This window comes from Arcicella rosea (assembly GCF_040543805.1).
Lineage (GTDB): Bacteria > Bacteroidota > Bacteroidia > Cytophagales > Spirosomataceae > Arcicella > Arcicella rosea.
This window is the reverse complement of record NZ_JBEUMS010000013.1, coordinates 89,235-106,781: the sequence shown is the minus strand read 5'-3', so window position 1 is coordinate 106,781 and position 17,547 is coordinate 89,235. Positions and strand designations below refer to the sequence as shown.

10 protein-coding genes are annotated in these 17,547 nt (G+C 34.5%); 6 read left to right on the top strand and 4 right to left on the bottom strand.

The annotated features are described in order from the left end of the window. The first annotated feature begins 199 nt into the window (after positions 1-199). The gene (locus ABID42_RS16680) at positions 200-3,121 is read left to right on the top strand and encodes a triple tyrosine motif-containing protein (protein WP_367284639.1); all 2,922 of its coding nucleotides are present in this window, start codon (positions 200-202) and stop codon (positions 3,119-3,121) included. A 164-nt stretch (positions 3,122-3,285) separates the two neighbouring features. Here the strand turns inward: ABID42_RS16680 and ABID42_RS16675 are convergent, their stop codons facing one another. The 4 genes from ABID42_RS16675 to ABID42_RS16660 form a co-directional block, all read right to left on the bottom strand. Further along, positions 3,286-5,103 carry a RagB/SusD family nutrient uptake outer membrane protein gene (locus ABID42_RS16675; RefSeq protein ID WP_367284638.1) on the bottom strand — a complete coding sequence of 606 codons (1,818 nt, stop codon included), beginning with the start codon at positions 5,101-5,103 and terminating at the stop codon, positions 3,286-3,288. Between the two features lie 13 nt (positions 5,104-5,116). Next, positions 5,117-8,467, bottom strand: a complete 3,351-nt coding sequence (locus ABID42_RS16670; protein ID WP_367284637.1) for a TonB-dependent receptor — start codon at positions 8,465-8,467, stop codon at positions 5,117-5,119. A gap of 193 nt (positions 8,468-8,660) precedes the next feature. After that, on the bottom strand, positions 8,661-9,767 hold the full coding sequence (locus ABID42_RS16665; protein ID WP_367284636.1) for a FecR family protein: 1,107 nt from the start codon (positions 9,765-9,767) through the stop codon (positions 8,661-8,663). Positions 9,768-9,861: 94 nt separating this feature from the next. Further along, positions 9,862-10,449 (bottom strand): RNA polymerase sigma factor, encoded by a 588-nt coding sequence (locus ABID42_RS16660; RefSeq protein WP_367284635.1) that lies wholly within the window; start codon positions 10,447-10,449, stop codon positions 9,862-9,864. Positions 10,450-10,795: 346 nt separating this feature from the next. Between ABID42_RS16660 and ABID42_RS16655 the strand changes: the two genes are divergently transcribed. From ABID42_RS16655 to ABID42_RS16635, 5 genes are all read left to right on the top strand, one after another. Next, positions 10,796-12,451 carry a glycoside hydrolase family 28 protein gene (locus ABID42_RS16655; RefSeq protein WP_367284634.1) on the top strand — a complete coding sequence of 552 codons (1,656 nt, stop codon included), beginning with the start codon at positions 10,796-10,798 and terminating at the stop codon, positions 12,449-12,451. Between the two features lie 25 nt (positions 12,452-12,476). Next, positions 12,477-13,502 carry a pectinesterase family protein gene (locus tag ABID42_RS16650; protein ID WP_367284633.1) on the top strand — a complete coding sequence of 342 codons (1,026 nt, stop codon included), beginning with the start codon at positions 12,477-12,479 and terminating at the stop codon, positions 13,500-13,502. A 90-nt stretch (positions 13,503-13,592) separates the two neighbouring features. Next, complete coding sequence (locus ABID42_RS16645) at positions 13,593-15,236, top strand: glycoside hydrolase family 43 protein (RefSeq protein WP_435521479.1); 1,644 nt, start codon at positions 13,593-13,595, stop codon at positions 15,234-15,236. A 56-nt stretch (positions 15,237-15,292) separates the two neighbouring features. Then, the gene (locus tag ABID42_RS16640; protein WP_367284632.1) at positions 15,293-16,525 is read left to right on the top strand and encodes a glycoside hydrolase family 88/105 protein; all 1,233 of its coding nucleotides are present in this window, start codon (positions 15,293-15,295) and stop codon (positions 16,523-16,525) included. Positions 16,526-16,818: 293 nt separating this feature from the next. Beyond that, entirely contained in the window at positions 16,819-17,511 is a 693-nt protein-coding gene (locus ABID42_RS16635) for a PAS domain-containing protein (protein ID WP_367284631.1), read from the top strand. Positions 17,512-17,547 lie beyond the last annotated feature (36 nt).

The window sequence follows — 17,547 nt, the reverse complement described above, 5'->3', positions numbered from 1 at the left end:
CGAGTGCATGCTTTACAGAAAAAAACGCATACACTTCAATTACGTTTGACGCTAAAAATCAATACTTTACTATTACACTTATATATGTATCTATTTAATTATCAATATTTTAGCAGAACTATTTAATATAAATATTTACATATATAATTGTATATTTGTAGATATTAAGATGATGAATCCAATTAACAAGTAGCAAACTATGAAAAAATTATCCTCAATTTTTAGAGGCATAACAATCCTATATTTTCAAATTATTTGTAATGCTGATGTATTATCTCAATCAAAACAGGCATTCAATCAAGATAATTTTGCAAATGCTAAACCTGCTATTTTAAGTTTTGCCAAGAGTGACTTTAAAAGTGATTCTCATTTTAGTATCGGATGTGAGGCGAATGATGGTACCATGTTTTTCGGTAATTATGAAGGCGCTATTAGTTATGATGGCAACAATTGGAGAAAAATATTTTTACCTAATAATTCTTCTATTTATAGTTTAGTAAAAACCCAAAATGGAGAAATCTATGCAGGAGGTTACAATGATTTTGGCGTATTGAAAAAAGATATTTATGGAAAATATGTCTTCCATTCGATGGTTAACCAATTGAAATTATCGAATCGAAATTTTGAGAATATATGGAGAGCAAATAGTATCGGAGAACACATCATTTTGATGTCTTATAACGAACTTATTGTTATTTTTAAAAATGTAGCAACGATTATTAGTGCGCCAAAAACCTTTGTTTATGGTAATCAGATTGGAGAAAATTACTTTATCCAAGATTTTGAAAAAGGCTTTCTTTCTTTAAATCTATCTAGCAAAAAATTAGAACCTGTTTTTCCTGCAAGCTATTTTAAAGATGAGGTTACTACTGCTATTTTGCCAACCAACGTAACGCATGAAATACTGATTCTGACCCGTAGCGGAAAGATTTTTTTAGGCAATGTTCAAACTAAAAAAATAACAATTATTAAAGAAGTATTCTCTGCCAATGACAATGACCAGCTAAATTGTGGCATCCAGAAAAGTGGTGATTTATATTTATTAGGAACGCTCAGTTCTAAGCTGTTGTGGTATAATTACAAGAACAATACACTTTCATACAATACTGAATTTCAAGATGTTATCAAAAATAATCCGATTATCAATCTTTTTGTAACATCCAAAGGAGATATTTGGGTTTTAAAAAATAATGGATTGAATTTTTTAACCTACAATTCATCTTATCAGAATATTTTTGATAAAGCTTCTATTTATGACATTCTGGTCAAAAACAAAAAAGTGTATTTGGCAACTAACCAAGGGATATTCTACGCTACTCTTCCAAACAATAATTTAAGTAATCACTATGATTTTAAGGCTATTCCTACATTAAAAGGACAGACATGGACAATCCAAAGTTTTGGCGACGATATTATCGCTTCACATAATATTGGCATCCTAAAAATTACGGATAATGGTTATAAAAAGATTTCAAACCCATCAGGGTTTTGGAAACTTACTCCGATTCCGAATAAAGCTGGTTGGTATTTGGGTTCAAATTATAATGGTTTGTATCTGGTAAAAAACAAAAATAATGACTGGTTTATCGAAAATAAAATTGAAGGTTTTAACGAATCTACTCGTGATATTTCTCCCGATAAAAACCCCAATACTTATTGGGTTTGTCATGGTTACAAAGGCGTTTTTCGCATCAGAATCGACAATGATTATCAACGAGTAGAATCCGTTGAGAACTATACAAATACCAATGGTTTTACTTCTCCTTTTAACATCAATGTTCATAATTATCAAGGAAGACCCATTTTCACAACGAATACAGGCATCTACCAATTTGACGAAAATACTAATTCTTTTATCACACACAGTACGCTGAACAAAGTCCTAAATCCACAAAAAAACACTAGAAAAATCTTTGAAACAAAAGATAAAACTTGGGCGATTGAAGACGATGAATTAGGATATTTTACTGAAAAAGGTTTAGTCTTCGAGAAAAACCTTTTCCTTAACCTGAAAGGAACATTCAATAAAGGAATGGAAAGTATATTGCCTCTTGACGCTGAAAAAGTATTGGTAGGCACGCATAACGGGCTTTTTTTATATGATACCAAAGTGCCAAAGCTCAAAACCCAGCCCCTTACTCAGATTAGTAGAATGTGTTACTTAATCAGTCAGACAGAAAATGAATTGCCAATCAATAATCCTAAAAATGAATTACTCATTCCGAATGGTGCAGAAGTAGTGAGGATTGAATTTGCAGTGCCACAATTAATCTCGAATATTGGCGTACAGTATAGTTATAAGCTTACCAATACAGATAAAGAATGGTCAAATTGGACGACAAATCCATTCAAAGAATATACAACCTTAAGTCCGGGGAATTATGTTTTTTTAGTAAAATCAAGAAATCTTTTGGGCGTAGAAGCGAAAGAAGCGAGAATGGTTTTCACGATAAAACCCAAATGGTATCAAACTACTTTAGCGTACTTCATTTACATTATTTTAACGGTTATTGTTTTAAGATATATCTACTTATCTATTAAAAAAAGACTAGAAAACGAACATCTTAAAACCAGAAATGAAATAGAAAAATCTAAAAAACTGATTGAATTAGAACTAGAACAATTGAAGCTTAAAGAAGATAAAGCGCAGGTTGATAAATATACTGAAGAGTTGGACAGAGACATTATTGTAAAAAGTAAAGAACTAGCGAACTATACATTGATGCTGAGTCAGAAATCTGAAATTTTTCAAGAAATAAAAACCGATTTGCAAGAACTAAAAACGTTGCTAAAAAGCGATGAGTCGAAAAAGAAGCTATTTGAGATTTATAAAAAGTTAAACTCACAGAAAATCGGCAATGATTTTATAGAAATTTTTGACGTTAATTTTGAAAAAGTAAACCATGATTTCTTCAAAAAACTCAAAAGTATCAATCCAGAATTATCTCAAAGAGAATTACGACTTTGTGCTTTCGTAAAAATGGATTTTAGCAATAAACAAATCTCCCCACTTTTAAATATTTCAGCAAGAGGTGTAGAAACTGCAAGACTAAAAATTCGTAAAAAACTACAAGTGCCACATGAAGAAAGTCTAAGTGTTTTTCTTGAAAAAATTGTTTGAAATGAGTCTGAAAATAAATTCACCTTCTCATAATTTCTTTCGAGAAGGTGAATGATTGAATTAATATTAAATAGGTTTAGGTTTGACTTATCTCACAATTTAAAATATTCAAAGCAAACATTTATCTTAAAACATATCTTTGAAACCCAGCATTAACACTTTCATTAATAACCAGGATTCTGATAATATGTTCCTCCTTCCTGAAGAGCATTTAAGAAACTAGACGGAATAGGTTTTACTTCATTTATGCCATTTCTAAAAAACTGTCCTACATCTGGATTTGTATCCGATAAATAGGTTTTACTTAATTTTTTAGTACGTTTTAAGTCATAGTATCGTACATATTCTCCGCATAATTCACGGGCTCTTTCATCCAAAACAGTTTGAACTGTTACTGAACTAGTGAGTGGACTTGCGCCAGCTCTTGTGCGTACTTTATTGATATAAGTAATAGCATTAGTTCCACCGTTGGCATAAATGGCAGCTTCGGCAGCAATTAAATATACTTCAGACATACGCATCATGAATGTTGCATTCAAGTTTCCGTATCTATTACTTGTTGCATTGTTCACGTAATAATTGCTACTGTTATGCTTTATTAAAGATGGATAAAAACCTAAAAATGGATTTGTTACCGTTGCAGGTTCTCTATTAATCCTATTATAAGTCATTTTCACCGTTTTATTCGCAACGTCATAAACATCGTTATAATCTACTACAAGATGTTTTTGATTTAGCTTAGTAGCCACTTTTGTTGCATAATCAGTATCATTAGGATGAATAAAGTCGATACTTGTATTTCCTGCAACAACATTATCTGTGTTTTTAACTGTTGAACTACGGTCAAAGGTTCTTAAATTGGCATCAGACCAAGTAAAAGAAGGTCTATTAACCGTCCAAGTAGTCTGAAACGATTTATGATAACGTGGATCTAAAGTACCATTACTTTGTACAAAAAGGTCTAGTAAATATTGACTAGGCATAAATGAGCCTGACGACCTTCTACCCCAAGTAGTATAATCTTCCAAAGTAAATTTCATTGCTGGAAAATCAGTAACAGCACAGTAAAATAGTTCGTTGTTCATGTTCATTACCCAACCATTATTACTTACTCCACCCACCACAAAACGATGCGCCCACAAAGCTTCTTTATTCTGTAAATTATTCGTTTCAAGAAATACTTCATCAAAAGTAGGATACATATAAGTATTGTATTGCCCCCCTCCTGATTCACAATCATCAATCAACGTTTTTGCAACTTCTAAGGCTTTAGGTGCAAACGCCTTTGAATCATCATATTCAACTGTTTGCAAATATGCTCTGGCTAAAAAACCCATTGCCGATTTCTTCGAAGGAATAGTAATGACGCTTGTCGTTGGTAACCATTTTGACGCAAATTCAAGGTCTGGAATAATGATCGTTTTATATATTTCAAGCGGAGTTATTCTTTCTGGACGAGTATTCACCGTTGCAATTGGTTGGGTTGGAGCGGTTACTCCTCCAAAATGTTCAACTAGGTTGTAATAATACATCGCTCTCATAAAGTAGGCTTGTGCTACTGTAGCATTCTTTTCTTCAGCCGTTTTGAAAGGTGCCATTTCAGCATATTTTATGGCAAGATTACAATAACCAATACCATCGTAACAAACATTCCATACTGTATTTAAAGTATTGGTTGGAATGTTTGATGTTCCGCCCCATTTGAAGAAATTAATATTAGAAGTAGGGCTATTTTTGGCATTTGTCCAGATGTCTGTTCCTGCTTCGCTAAACATCATCCATTGATTAAAACCATACAATTGACGCTCCATTCCGAAATAACAATTATTCAGTAATTTTTTATATCCGTCAACTGAAGAAGAAGCTAGGGCATCTAAGGTAAAACCAGATAGGTTTTCCTCTTCTAAAGTACAAGAGCTTAATCCCCCTGTTCCTATAAGTACAGGTATTAATAATATTTTTATAAACTTTTGAAGTTTCATGACTTTACGCTAATTAGAAGGAAACATTGAGACCTAACACAAAAGTGGCAAACAGAGGGAAAGTATCAGAGCCATTTGTCTCTGGGTCGGTATCTCTGATTGATTTTTCTTTTGTAAATACTAAGGGATTATAAACTGTAGCATAAACTCTGGCTTTATTCATTAAAGCTAGTTTTCTTGCTTTTTCAGGAAGTGTATAACCTAAAGTAACTGTTTTAAGTTTTACGAAAGAACCATCTACATAGGTTAATGAAGCAATTCCTGTAGTACTTCCAACACCCGGACGTGGGAAATAAGCGCCTTGATTTTCGGGTGTCCAATAATCAATGCCAGCAGGTTGTCCTTCATCATTGCCACGATACCAACCTAAAAGCTTGCTTTGAATTGTTTGTCCCCAACGAACCATCACAAAAGTACCCAAATCGAAGCCTTTGTAGTTAAAACTATTATTAAGTCCCAATAACCACTTTGGTGCTGTTGTTCCTAATATCATTCTATCAGAATCTGCATAAGTATGTACACCACCGTCACTTACGCCATTCACAATTCTTTCATTCGTTGCTACTTTTACATAGCCCGGTTTTGCACCATATTTTGCGGCTTCTTCCTGTTCTTCAGTTGACCATATTCCTAAGTATTTAAAATCATAAAGTGCTCTAACGGGGTATCCTTCGAATAGCCTTTCAGCAATTACATCGCCATCTGGCAAATCAACAATTTTCTCTTGATTTCTGGTAAACGAGAAATTTGAAATCCATTTAAATTTTGAATTACTAATATTAATCGTTCTTAAACTAATCTCAAATCCTTTGTTATTCGTCACCCCAATATTCTGCCATGTTTGGAGCGGTGAACCCCAAGCAGTTATGGCAGCAGTAATTGGCAATGTTCTTCTAAACAAAAGTCCTTTGGTATCTGTATTGTAAAAATCTAGGGATAAATCTATGCGGTTTTTAAAGAGTGATAAATCTAATCCAAGATTTAGGTTATAGCTTCTTTCCCATGAAATTTCAGGATTAGAAAAAGTACCAACATTCTGAACGTGTGATACGAGTGCTCCATTAAGTGAGACAGCCTGATAAGTGATGGCTTGCGTTTGAGAAGAATAAGCATCCATTCCTCCTGAATTTCCAGTAACACCATATCCCGCTCTTAGTTTTAAATCATTGATAACTCTTTTGGTTCCAGCCATAAATCCTTCATCAGAGATACGCCATGCACCAGCTACAGCAGGGAAATTACTCCATTTATGTCCTTTTGCTAAATGTGAAACTCCGTCCCATCTATTGGTGAATGTTAGTAAATATTTCCCTCTGTATGAGTAATTTACTCTTCCTGCAAAAGACAACCTTGTTTTCTTTTGATAAGAAGAACCTATGCCAAATTTTTGGGTTCCATTACCAATATTATAGAACAAATAGCTGTCTAAATCCTGACCTTGTCCTAATGAATTATTATTTTCAGATCTGCTATCTGCCCATGATGTGATTCCTGTAATGGTAAAATTATGGTCATCAAGAAATGTTTTATTGTATGTTGCTGTATTTTCCCAAATATATCCGTAGCCGTTAGAGTCATTAAGAGTAGCCAATGGTAAGGTATAACCAGAAGGCGGTAATGCCGAAGACTGTTTCCCAATGTATCTACCTTGTCGGCTACTATTTAATGTTAATCCAATGTTTGAACGAAAGATTAAACCTTTTACAGGAGTTAATTCCAAATAACTGTTCAATACTCCGTATGTTGAACGAGTATTATCAGCGTATTGATTTGGAATTTCATCACCAAGTGGTGTTAGCTCTCCATCGATAAATTCTGCATTGATATTTCCAAATTCGTCTCTAGGTTTTCCGAGTGGAAAAGCAGGAAGTGATTTTGTGAAAATATTATTATTTCTAGCATTTCGTACGGTATAATTTAAGTTAAGATTCGTCCCAACTTTTGCCCAAGGACTGAAAGTATGGTCTAAATTTAACCTTACTCCTCCCCTAGACTGATTCTCTCTTGGCAACAAACCTCCTTCTCTTGTATATAAAAACGAAGTATAAACTTTTGTTTTAGGTCCCGCTGTAGTGAACGATAAATTATACTTCTCCTGAGTCGCTGAGTTATTAACCAATTCGTCTGTCCAATCTATCCATTGCCCTTCATTGTAAGCATTTAAAATATTGACATTGGTAAAAATCTGAGACATATCGTCAGGATATGCACCGTTGGTAGTTCTATAAAGTTCTCTTCTGTAGTTAGCATATTCTTCTCCAATCATACTATGAGTATAATGTGGCTTGCCACTTACTCCGTAAAAAGAATCAAAATCAATAGACGTTTTTCCTTCTTTTCCTCTTTTCGTTGTGATAATAATTACCCCATTTGCACCAGCCGAACCATAAATTGCCGTTGAAGAAGCATCTTTTAAGACATCAATGGTAGCAATATCTGAAGGATTTATTTGCGAATAACTCGCCTGAATACCATCAACAATATATAAAGGAGAGTTATCTCCATAAACAGAACGATTTCCTCTAAGCAATACATCTGCATCTGTTCCAACCGCCCCCGACAGTCTGTTAATATCAGCTCCCGCAATTTTTCCTTGCAAAGCTTCCATTACATTATTTACTGGAGTCGCCGTTATATCTGCTTCACGGATAGAAACCACAGAACCAGTTAAGTCTCTTTTTTTAGCTGTTCCGTATCCAATAACCACTACTTCATCCAAAGCGTTATTTTCTACTGATAATTGAACGTTGAGTACAGATTGATTTCCAACGTTTTTCTCTATGGATTTATAGCCCACAAAACTGAAAACCAACGTAACATCTTTGTCGGAAACAGAAAGTTTATAATTTCCCTCTCCATCTGTGGTCGTTCCCGTGTTTGTCCCTTTTACAACAACATTTACGCCAGGAATACCAACACCACTCTCATCGGTTACTTTACCCGAAACTTGAAAAATAGAAGCAACTGTAACCTCTTTAAGTTCTGAAAGCCTTAGCATACTTATCGCATTATCCAGCACTATCTGTCGTCCCGAAACTTCATATTTTAATTTGATAGATGTGAGTACTTTATCTAGTACTTCTTTTACTGTTGAATTACTAAGATTAACCGTAATTTTTTGTTCGCTGTCTATCAAACGGGAGCTATATACGAAATGAATATTTGAGTTCTTTTCGATGATGCGTAATACTTCTTTTACACGCTGGTTATTTACCTTTAGTGTTATCGTTTGGCTCAAGACATCCTGCCCTTTCAATGAAGTAGCAAACGAAAGGTTCATAAAAACGGTAATCAGGCAAAGTTGGTAAAAAGTTAACTTCATTGTTTGCCAAATAAAATTGTAAATCTTTAGATTTTTTTTCATACATTAGTACGTTAAAAATGGAACATTTTGACATAGACATCCTGTAATTCCGCCCAAGGAATTGGATGTTACTGAGCCGATAAACGTAGGACTTTATCGGCTCATCCTTTAAATAATACTTTGGTTTGGCTTGTTACATAGGCAATTGCATTGTTATATTTCCTTATTATTCTATCAATATTTATGGCAAAGTTTATCTGCAACCAGTACCTGTTACAAGTATTTTATCATCGCTAGTTTTTCGATAATCTGCATGAACTGCTTTACAAATAAGTTTTAATTTTTCAGTCAAGGGTTCATCCGTCAATGAAGCAGTAATGGGACAAGAACCCAATACAGCATCATCATAAATAATGTCTATTTGATAGGCTTTTTCAATGTGTTTAAAAATATCTCTGACATTTGTTTCTTCAAATTCAAATGACATTTGCTCTATAGGTGCTTCAATTTGAGTTTTAACAAATGCTTCGGTTGGATTTACTTGTGTAATCTGATTTTTTTCAAAAACAGCTTTTTCTCCTTTCTCAAGTACAATTCCAGTAAGTTCTTTATGTTGTTCTTGTTCGGTTGCTTCTTCCGTTCCAGTTTTGAAGATGGCGACCTTTCCCGTTTTTACAGATACTACAATCTTTTGTGTTGGATAAGCACTTATGTTAAAACTTGTTCCAAGTACTTTAGTCGTGATTTGGTTGGCATGAACATAAAATGGCTTATTAGCATCTTTGGCTATTTCAAAAAACGCTTCGCCTGTCAAATACACTTCTCGCTTTTTTTCTGAAAAATTACTTGGATACGAAAGCTTTGTTCCTTCTTTCAACAAAATCGAACTCCCATCAGGTAAGTTGACTAGTTTTAATGAAGTTGAAATATTTTCTACTTCTACCAATTCATATTGTTTGGAAGCCGATACAATTTGGTTTTCGTAAGAATTGATTGATTTTGAAGAATTTTGAAGAAAATAGGACGATAAAAAAAACGCCAAACCAGCAACAGCGGCGGCTGAAGCCCAATACCAAATTTTGTAAGATTTAACAGTAATTGTTTGCTCTATTTGTTCTATTCTTTCAAAAATAGATTCTTTAAGTGCTTTAATTTCTGTATTTGATACATCTGTTTCAACTACTTGATTCGCCAACATCACAAGTTGAATGGCTACTTCAAGGTCTTCTCTTTTAGATGGATTTGTACTTAGCCAATTTTGCCAAAAATTTTCTGAAGATGAATTAGGCGTAGTTACCCATTGGATGAAAAAATCATCCTTAGCAAATTCTTCTGGGGAGTAATGTAAGTAACTTCTCATTTAGTATTAATTCTAGGAATTATTGTCCTTTATAAGTACAGAGAAGTTTTTTTGATTTTACTACCAAAAGAAATGTAATTTTTTTTTGATTTTTTTAAATAAATATAATCCAGATGAGCAAAACAATCATGATAGATAGTTTTTTACGAAGTTTACCAAGCGCATTTTGAAGGGTATTGGCTACAGTTTGTTCTTTTAAATCTAGGAGTTCAGCGATTTCCCTGATTTTGAGATTCGAATAATATTTGAGCGTAATAATTTCACGTTCTCTTTCAGATAATGCTTTCAGAGATTCTTGAATCTGTACTTGTTGATGATTTTCTGTTTCAAGGTCACAAAAAGCGGTTTCTGGTGAAATCTCTGCATCGAACGAATAAGCATCATCTAAATTTTCTCCTGTAGAAAGTTCCTCTTTCATCAACCTAACCACTGTTCTTCTCAAAGAACGATACAGATAAAATCGTACTTGAACATCTTCGGTAAGGTTATTTCTATATTGCCAAATATCAACAAATACATCCTGAACAGCATCTTTAGCCAAAGATTTATCTAAAGAAATTTTGTAAGCATAAGTAATCAATTCTCGGCTAAGTGCATCAAACAATGCTCCTAAGGCACTTTTATCCCCTTTGATAATTTCTTGCCAAAGTGCTTCTAGTGAGGGCAAATCATTCTTCTCCATTTAGATATTGAATTGGTACAATTTATACTTTGTTTAATTATAAAGGTTAAAAAGCAAGGATTATACTTAAATCACTTTTCCAAATTTAATTTTCTTACTGTTTTACATTTAAATGCAAAAGAACAATTTTTTCTGGCTAAGCTACTATTTCTTAGATTTTTACTTCACGAATTCGTTTCGGCAACGTTGCCGGCAACGATTGCACAAAAAAAGATAAAATTTTGTTTGCTAAATCCAATATACCGACTGAATATTGAAGCTTGCTAAGCTAAAAATCTCACTAATTCTTACCTTTCCACTTCCTGAAAATTTGATTATTTGTATAAGTATCGTAAAATATAACATCATGAAAAAAAGAATCTCTTTGTTAATTGCCATTTCATCGGCAATGTTTTGTAATAGCCTTGTAGCGCAAAAAACGCCTACTTATAGTTGGAAAAATCTTCCAAAAATAGTCCAACCAACTTTTGCAAAAGATACTTTTAATGTCACCAAATTTGGAGCAAAACCCGACGGTATTACTTTAAATACTCAGGCAATTAATGATGCCATTACTGCTTGTAGCAAGAAAGGTGGTGGTGTAGTACTTGTGCCAAATGGCATGTGGTTGACAGGACCAATTGTGCTAAAAAGTAATGTAAACTTACACATCAGGAAAGCCGCAACGCTCTTATTTACGGAAGATAAAAGTCAGTATCCATTGGTTGAAGGAAGCTATGAAGGTAAAAGTGCAGCAAGAAATCAATCCCCAATTTCTGCGACCAATCAAGAAAATATAGCCATTACTGGACAAGGAATTATAGATGGAAGTGGTGATGTTTGGCGTGCAGTAAATAAAGCGCAATTGACTGAATCAGAATGGAATGCAAAAAAAGCATCAGGTGGAGTTTTAAAAGCAAATGGACTTACGTGGTATCCTAGCGAACAATTCATGAAAGCTAGTGTAGAAAACAGAAGTATGCTGTTGAAAGATGGCGTATCGCTTCAAAGTTTTGCCGATATGAAAGATTTCCTTCGTCCTAATTTGTTGGTAATCACTAAATGCAAAAAAGTATTACTTGAAGGCGTTACTTTCCAAAATTCACCTGCTTGGTGTTTGCATCCATTGATGTCCGAAAATCTTACACTTCGTAATTTAACCATCAAAAATCCAGAATATGCCCATAATGGCGACGGAATGGATATTGAATCTTGTAAAAACTTTTTGGTAGATGGTTGTACAATTGATGTTGGCGACGATGCCATTTGTATTAAATCGGGGAAAGACGAAGAAGGTCGTAAAAGAGGGATGCCTACAGAAAACGGAATCATCAGAAATTGTATCGTTTACAATGGTCACGGAGGTTTTGTTGTTGGAAGTGAGATGAGTGGCGGAGCAAGAAATATTTTTGTCTATGACTGTACTTTTGCTGGCACAGACAAGGGTTTACGTTTCAAATCAGTAAGAGGAAGAGGTGGCATTGTTGAAAATATTTATGCTAAAAATATCTTTATGAAAGACATTGCCCAAGAAGCCATTTTCTTTGATATGTACTATTTTGTAAAATTCGCAACCGACAGCCCACGTGACGAACGACCTGTCGTAAATGAAGGAACGCCAATTTTCAGAAATATGAAATTTGAAAACATTGTTTGTAAAGGAGCAAATAAAGGCATTTTTGTACGTGGATTATCTGAAATGCCTATTCAGAATATTCAAATGAGTAATATTGTTTTAGACACTAAAATCGGTGCAGAATTCATAGATGCAAGTAATATTACTCTTGAAAAAGTTACACTAATTTCAGAAAACACAAAACCTGTTATTTCAGTTAATAACAGTGATGGTTTAACTTTCAATACGATACAATATAAAGCCAATGCTGAATTGCTTTTTGCTATCGCTGGCGAGCGTAGCAAGGCTATTCAAATCCTACAAACTGATAGCAGTAAAGCTCAAAAACAAATTGAATTTACAGAAGGTGCTACCAAAGAGGCGATTACTGTAAGCACAGGAAAATAACGCAATTTGTCTTTAATCTATCATCATGAAAATCCTTATTTATTTAGGTATGCTATTGAGTACTATCGGAGTATTTGCCCAAAACAAAGCGGCAAATACTCCTAAGTATCCAACTTCTTTTACCGTTGCCAAAGATGGAAGCGGCGACTTCAAAAGTATTCAAGAGGCTGTTAATAGCTTCCGAGACCATTCGCAAGTACGAGTAAAACTGTATATTAAAAATGGTATTTATGAAGAAAAAGTGGTCATTCCATCATGGAAACCCAATATTCATATCATTGGCGAAAGTAAAGATGGCGTAATCATTACTGGCAATGATTTTTCTGGAAAGCCATATCCAAATGGTTTAAAAGACGCTACTGGAAAAGATAAATTCAGTACTTATACTTCACACACAGTACTGGTTGATGCACCAGATATTATTATTGAAAACCTGACGATTCAAAATACAGCTGGACGTGTAGGACAAGCGGTAGCACTTCATGTAGAAGGCGACCGATTTGTCTGTAAAAATTGTATTTTGCTAGGCAATCAAGATACGCTTTATGTTGCCAGAGAAGGCACAAAACAGTATTTCCAGGATTGTCATATTGAAGGAACGGTAGATTATATTTTTGGTAAATCTACTGCTGTTTTTCAATCATGTACGCTAAAAAGTTTATCAAATTCCTATTTAACGGCTGCGGCTACTCCACCCTATCAAGCTTTTGGTTTTGTGTTTTTTGATTGTAAGTTGATTGCTGATTCAACTGCCCAAAAAGTATATCTTGGTCGTCCGTGGCGACCACATGCTAAAACCGTTTTTATCAGAACAGCGATGGACAAACATATTGCTCCCGCTGGATGGGATAATTGGGGAAATAGCGAAAATGAAAAAACTGTTATTTATGCTGAATATCAATCTACTGGCGAAGGCGCAAAACCAGAACAAAGAGTCGCTTGGTCTAAACAATTCAACAATAAAATCTTAAAACAGTATTCTCTAGCAAACATTTTTGCGAACGATAATCCTGAAAAACCTGAGTCGAGCAATTGGTTTATCATTCAATAAATCTGTTGAAGATAAACTATAAGTATTTTCAGTTAAATTCTTAGTATTAATCAATTATACGAATACTTATCTCTCAAAATTAAAAGAACTATGAAGTTAAAAATTGCAACAATCCTAGCGTTAAATCTGGGAATGGGCATCAGCCATATTAATGCACAGACAAAAAATACTGTTTCTAAAGTTTGGGTGGCTGATTTAGGAAATGGGAAATACAAAAATCCTGTCATCGATGCCGATTATTCCGACCCTGACGCTTGTCGGGTTGGTTCAGATTTTTATATGGTTGCCTCAAGTTTTGATGCCGTGCCGGGTTTACCGATTTTACATTCTAAAGATTTGGTCAATTGGACGATTATTGGTCACGCACTAAAACGTCAACCTCCTTACGAACATTTTTCTAAAACTCAACACGGCAATGGTGTTTGGGCGCCTGCCATTCGCTATCATAATGGCGAATTTATGATTTATTATCCAGACCCTGATTTCGGTATTTATTTAACCAAAAGTAAAAATCCAACTGGTCCTTGGTCAGAACCACTTTTAATAGAAGGAGGAAAAGGACTTATCGACCCATGTCCATTTTGGGATGATAATGGCGAAGCTTACTTAGCACATGGTTGGGCTGGAAGCCGTGCGGGTATCAAAAGTATTTTAACCATCAAAAAATTAAGTGCAGATGGCACAAAAGTATTAGATGAAGGTACAATCGTTTATGACGGACACGAAACTGACCCAACTATTGAAGGTCCAAAAATGTACAAACGCAATGGCTATTACTACATCTTTGCTCCTGCTGGTGGCGTTTCTACGGGTTGGCAATTGGTATTACGTTCAAAAAATGTCTATGGTCCTTATGAACGTAAAGTAGTGATGGATCAAGGTTCATCGCCAATTAATGGTCCCCATCAAGGTGCATGGGTAAATACTCCGCAAGGTGAAGATTGGTTTCTTCATTTTCAAGACAAAGGCGTTTATGGCAGAGTAGTGCATTTACAACCGATGAAATGGCTGAACGACTGGCCAGTAATTGGCATCGACAAAGATGGCGACGGAACAGGCGAGCCTGTTTTGACCTATCAAAAGCCCAATGTTGGAAAAACCTATCCAATAAGTACTCCCGCAGAATCAGATGAATTTGATGAATCTACGTTGGGTTTGCAGTGGCAATGGCAGGCTAATCCCAAAGGGATTTGGCATACCACTAGTAAGCAAGGCTTTTTAAGATTGTATTCTTATCAAGCACCTAGCGAAGCAAAAAATTGTTGGGAAATACCCAATATCTTATTACAGAAATTCCCGACAGAGGAATTCATGGTAACAACCAAACTGAATTTTAAACCTAATCCTAAAATTGATTCTGAAAAAGTAGCCTTGATTATTTTAGGTAAAAACTACGCAAATTTAGGTTTAAGAAGTAGCAAAGAAGGCATCAATTTAGTATTGGGAGAATGTATTAAAGCCATAGATAAAGCGCCAGAAACGGAAAAAATCATTACTCGTATCGAGCAGAATAAAGCTATTTATTTGCGTGTAAAAGTAAACAAAGGAGCTATTTGTCAATTTAGTTATAGCCTTGATGGACAAACATTTATCAATGCTGGCAATGAATTTAAAGCAGAAGTTGGTCATTGGATTGGCGCAAAAATGGGAATTTATTGTACAAGAAATAATCAAACGAATGATGCTGGCTATGCCGATTTCGATTGGTTTAGAGTAACACCAATTGCTAATTAGAAGTGATTATTTTCTGTAACTGATTGATTATTAGAATATTTAATTAGAAAAATAACATGTCCAGCATCAAAAGAAGAACGCTTATTAAAACAGCCCTTACTTTAGGACTGACTTCATTTTTTCGTCAGCATACTTTTGCGCAAGGAACATTATTCGCCAAAAAAATTGAACCTTGGTCAGTTCGTATGGCGAATGCTGATATACTCCGAAATCCAGAAGGCTGGATGTTAGATTTTTCCAAAGAACCTCGTTGGGGATATTGCAACGGCTTGGTTTGTAGCGCACTTGAACAATTATGGAAACAAAACGGCGATGAAAAGTACTTTCTTTACATTAAAAAATACGCTGATGATTTGATTATTAATCCAGATGGGAGCATCAAAAGCTATAAATTAGATGCCTATAATATTGATGCGCTGAATGCAGGAAAATTCCTATTTGCCTTGTACGAAAAAACGCATGATGAAAAATACAAGAAGGCTATTCAACTTTTACGTAGCCAAATGAATACGCATCCACGTACTTCTGAAGGTGGTTTCTGGCATAAAAAACATTATCCACACCAAATGTGGCTTGATGGTTTGTATATGGCTTCGCCATTTTTGGCGCAATATGCAAAGACATTCAATGAACCAGCACTTTTTTCGGATGTCGCCAATCAAATTATTTTAATAGACAAGCATAATAAAAATTCCCAAACAGGGCTATATCATCATGGTTGGGATGAAAGTAAAGAACAACGTTGGGCGGATAAAGAAACAGGGAAATCGCCACACGTTTGGGGACGTGGCATGGGTTGGTACGCCATGACATTGGTTGATGTCCTTGATTATTTTCCGAAAGAACATCCTCAATATCAAGCCATTTTAAAGATTACTCAATCAATGGCAGAAACCTTGCAAAAGTACCAAGACGAACAAACTGGACTGTGGTATCAAGTAATGGATGTGGGCAAAAAAGAAGGTAATTATTTAGAATCTTCGGGTTCAACAATGTTTGTTTACTTTCTGATTAAAGCTGCCAAACGAGGTTTAATTGATAAAAAATATATTCCGGTTGCTCAAAAGGGATATGATGGTATTTTAAAACATTTTATCCGTTTAGAAACTGACAATATTATTTCTATCACAGATGCTTGTGCTGGCGCAGGATTAGGCGGAAATCCTTATCGGGATGGCACTTATGAGTATTATTGTAAAGAAGTAAAACGTGATAATGACCCAAAATCTGTTGGTCCTTTTATCATGTTGGCATTAGAATTTGAAGCAATTGAGAAGAGGAAACGCTAGAATTTAAGAACATTATTATGCTATTTCATCTATTAGCAATCAGTACATTTATTTGTAATGGTTGCTATTTTTTTTTTATGCACTCCCATTTTTATCAAAAGTGATACATTTGTAGCTTTAGCGTTAATAGCATTTGAAAAACTGTAGCCGTCGCAGTGATAACATCCAAGAAAATGTTACTAATTTGTATTTCCAGTTATTTTAAAATAAACATTTCTCATTATTAGGACATTAATCACCTAAGAATTCTCTAACATTCATCGTAAACTTATTTTAATACAAAAGAAAAGCCCATGACTCACACACCCTTTTCCAAGCTAGAAACCGACATTCGTAGTAAAATTACTAGGCATTTACTCTACGATACTCCTTTATCTATTTACTTATTTGACATAGAACAAAGACGTAATGTATTTATGAATGAGCGGTATTATAAAGCTATTGGATATACTGCTCAGGAATTTGAATCACTTGGAAATAATTTCTTGGAAGCAATGATTCCTCCAGATGATTTCGAAAATCTCTACAGATTCTTAGATGAATTAACCAACTCTCCGAACGACGATTCCCATATTCTAGTGCACAGGTGTGTCTGCAAAGATGGAAGCTACAAATGGTTTAAAAATTATGTTACTGTTTTTGAAAGAGAGCCTTCTGGCGTTCCAAAACTTGTTTTGGGTATTGGCATTGAAGTAACGTTTCAGGTAGAAGCAAGACAAAAACTTTTTGAACAAATCAAAAATATTGAAAAAGTATCCTTTACACTATCACATGAACTTCGCCATGAGCATAGTAAAATATTAAGTATTCTTCAGTTTTCGAAAGATAATAAAGATATGATTGAGGTAGATGACCTACAATGGCTTGCTAATTCGCTTTACGAAAGTGCAGAAAGTATTGATAAATCTATCTATAGCATTTCACAACAATTGAACTCCATAAAATCAGAATTCATAACCCTAAATTCCACTTCAATAGAAGTGTAGTTTCCTGAATGCTGCATTATTTTGAAATCCTTTGAA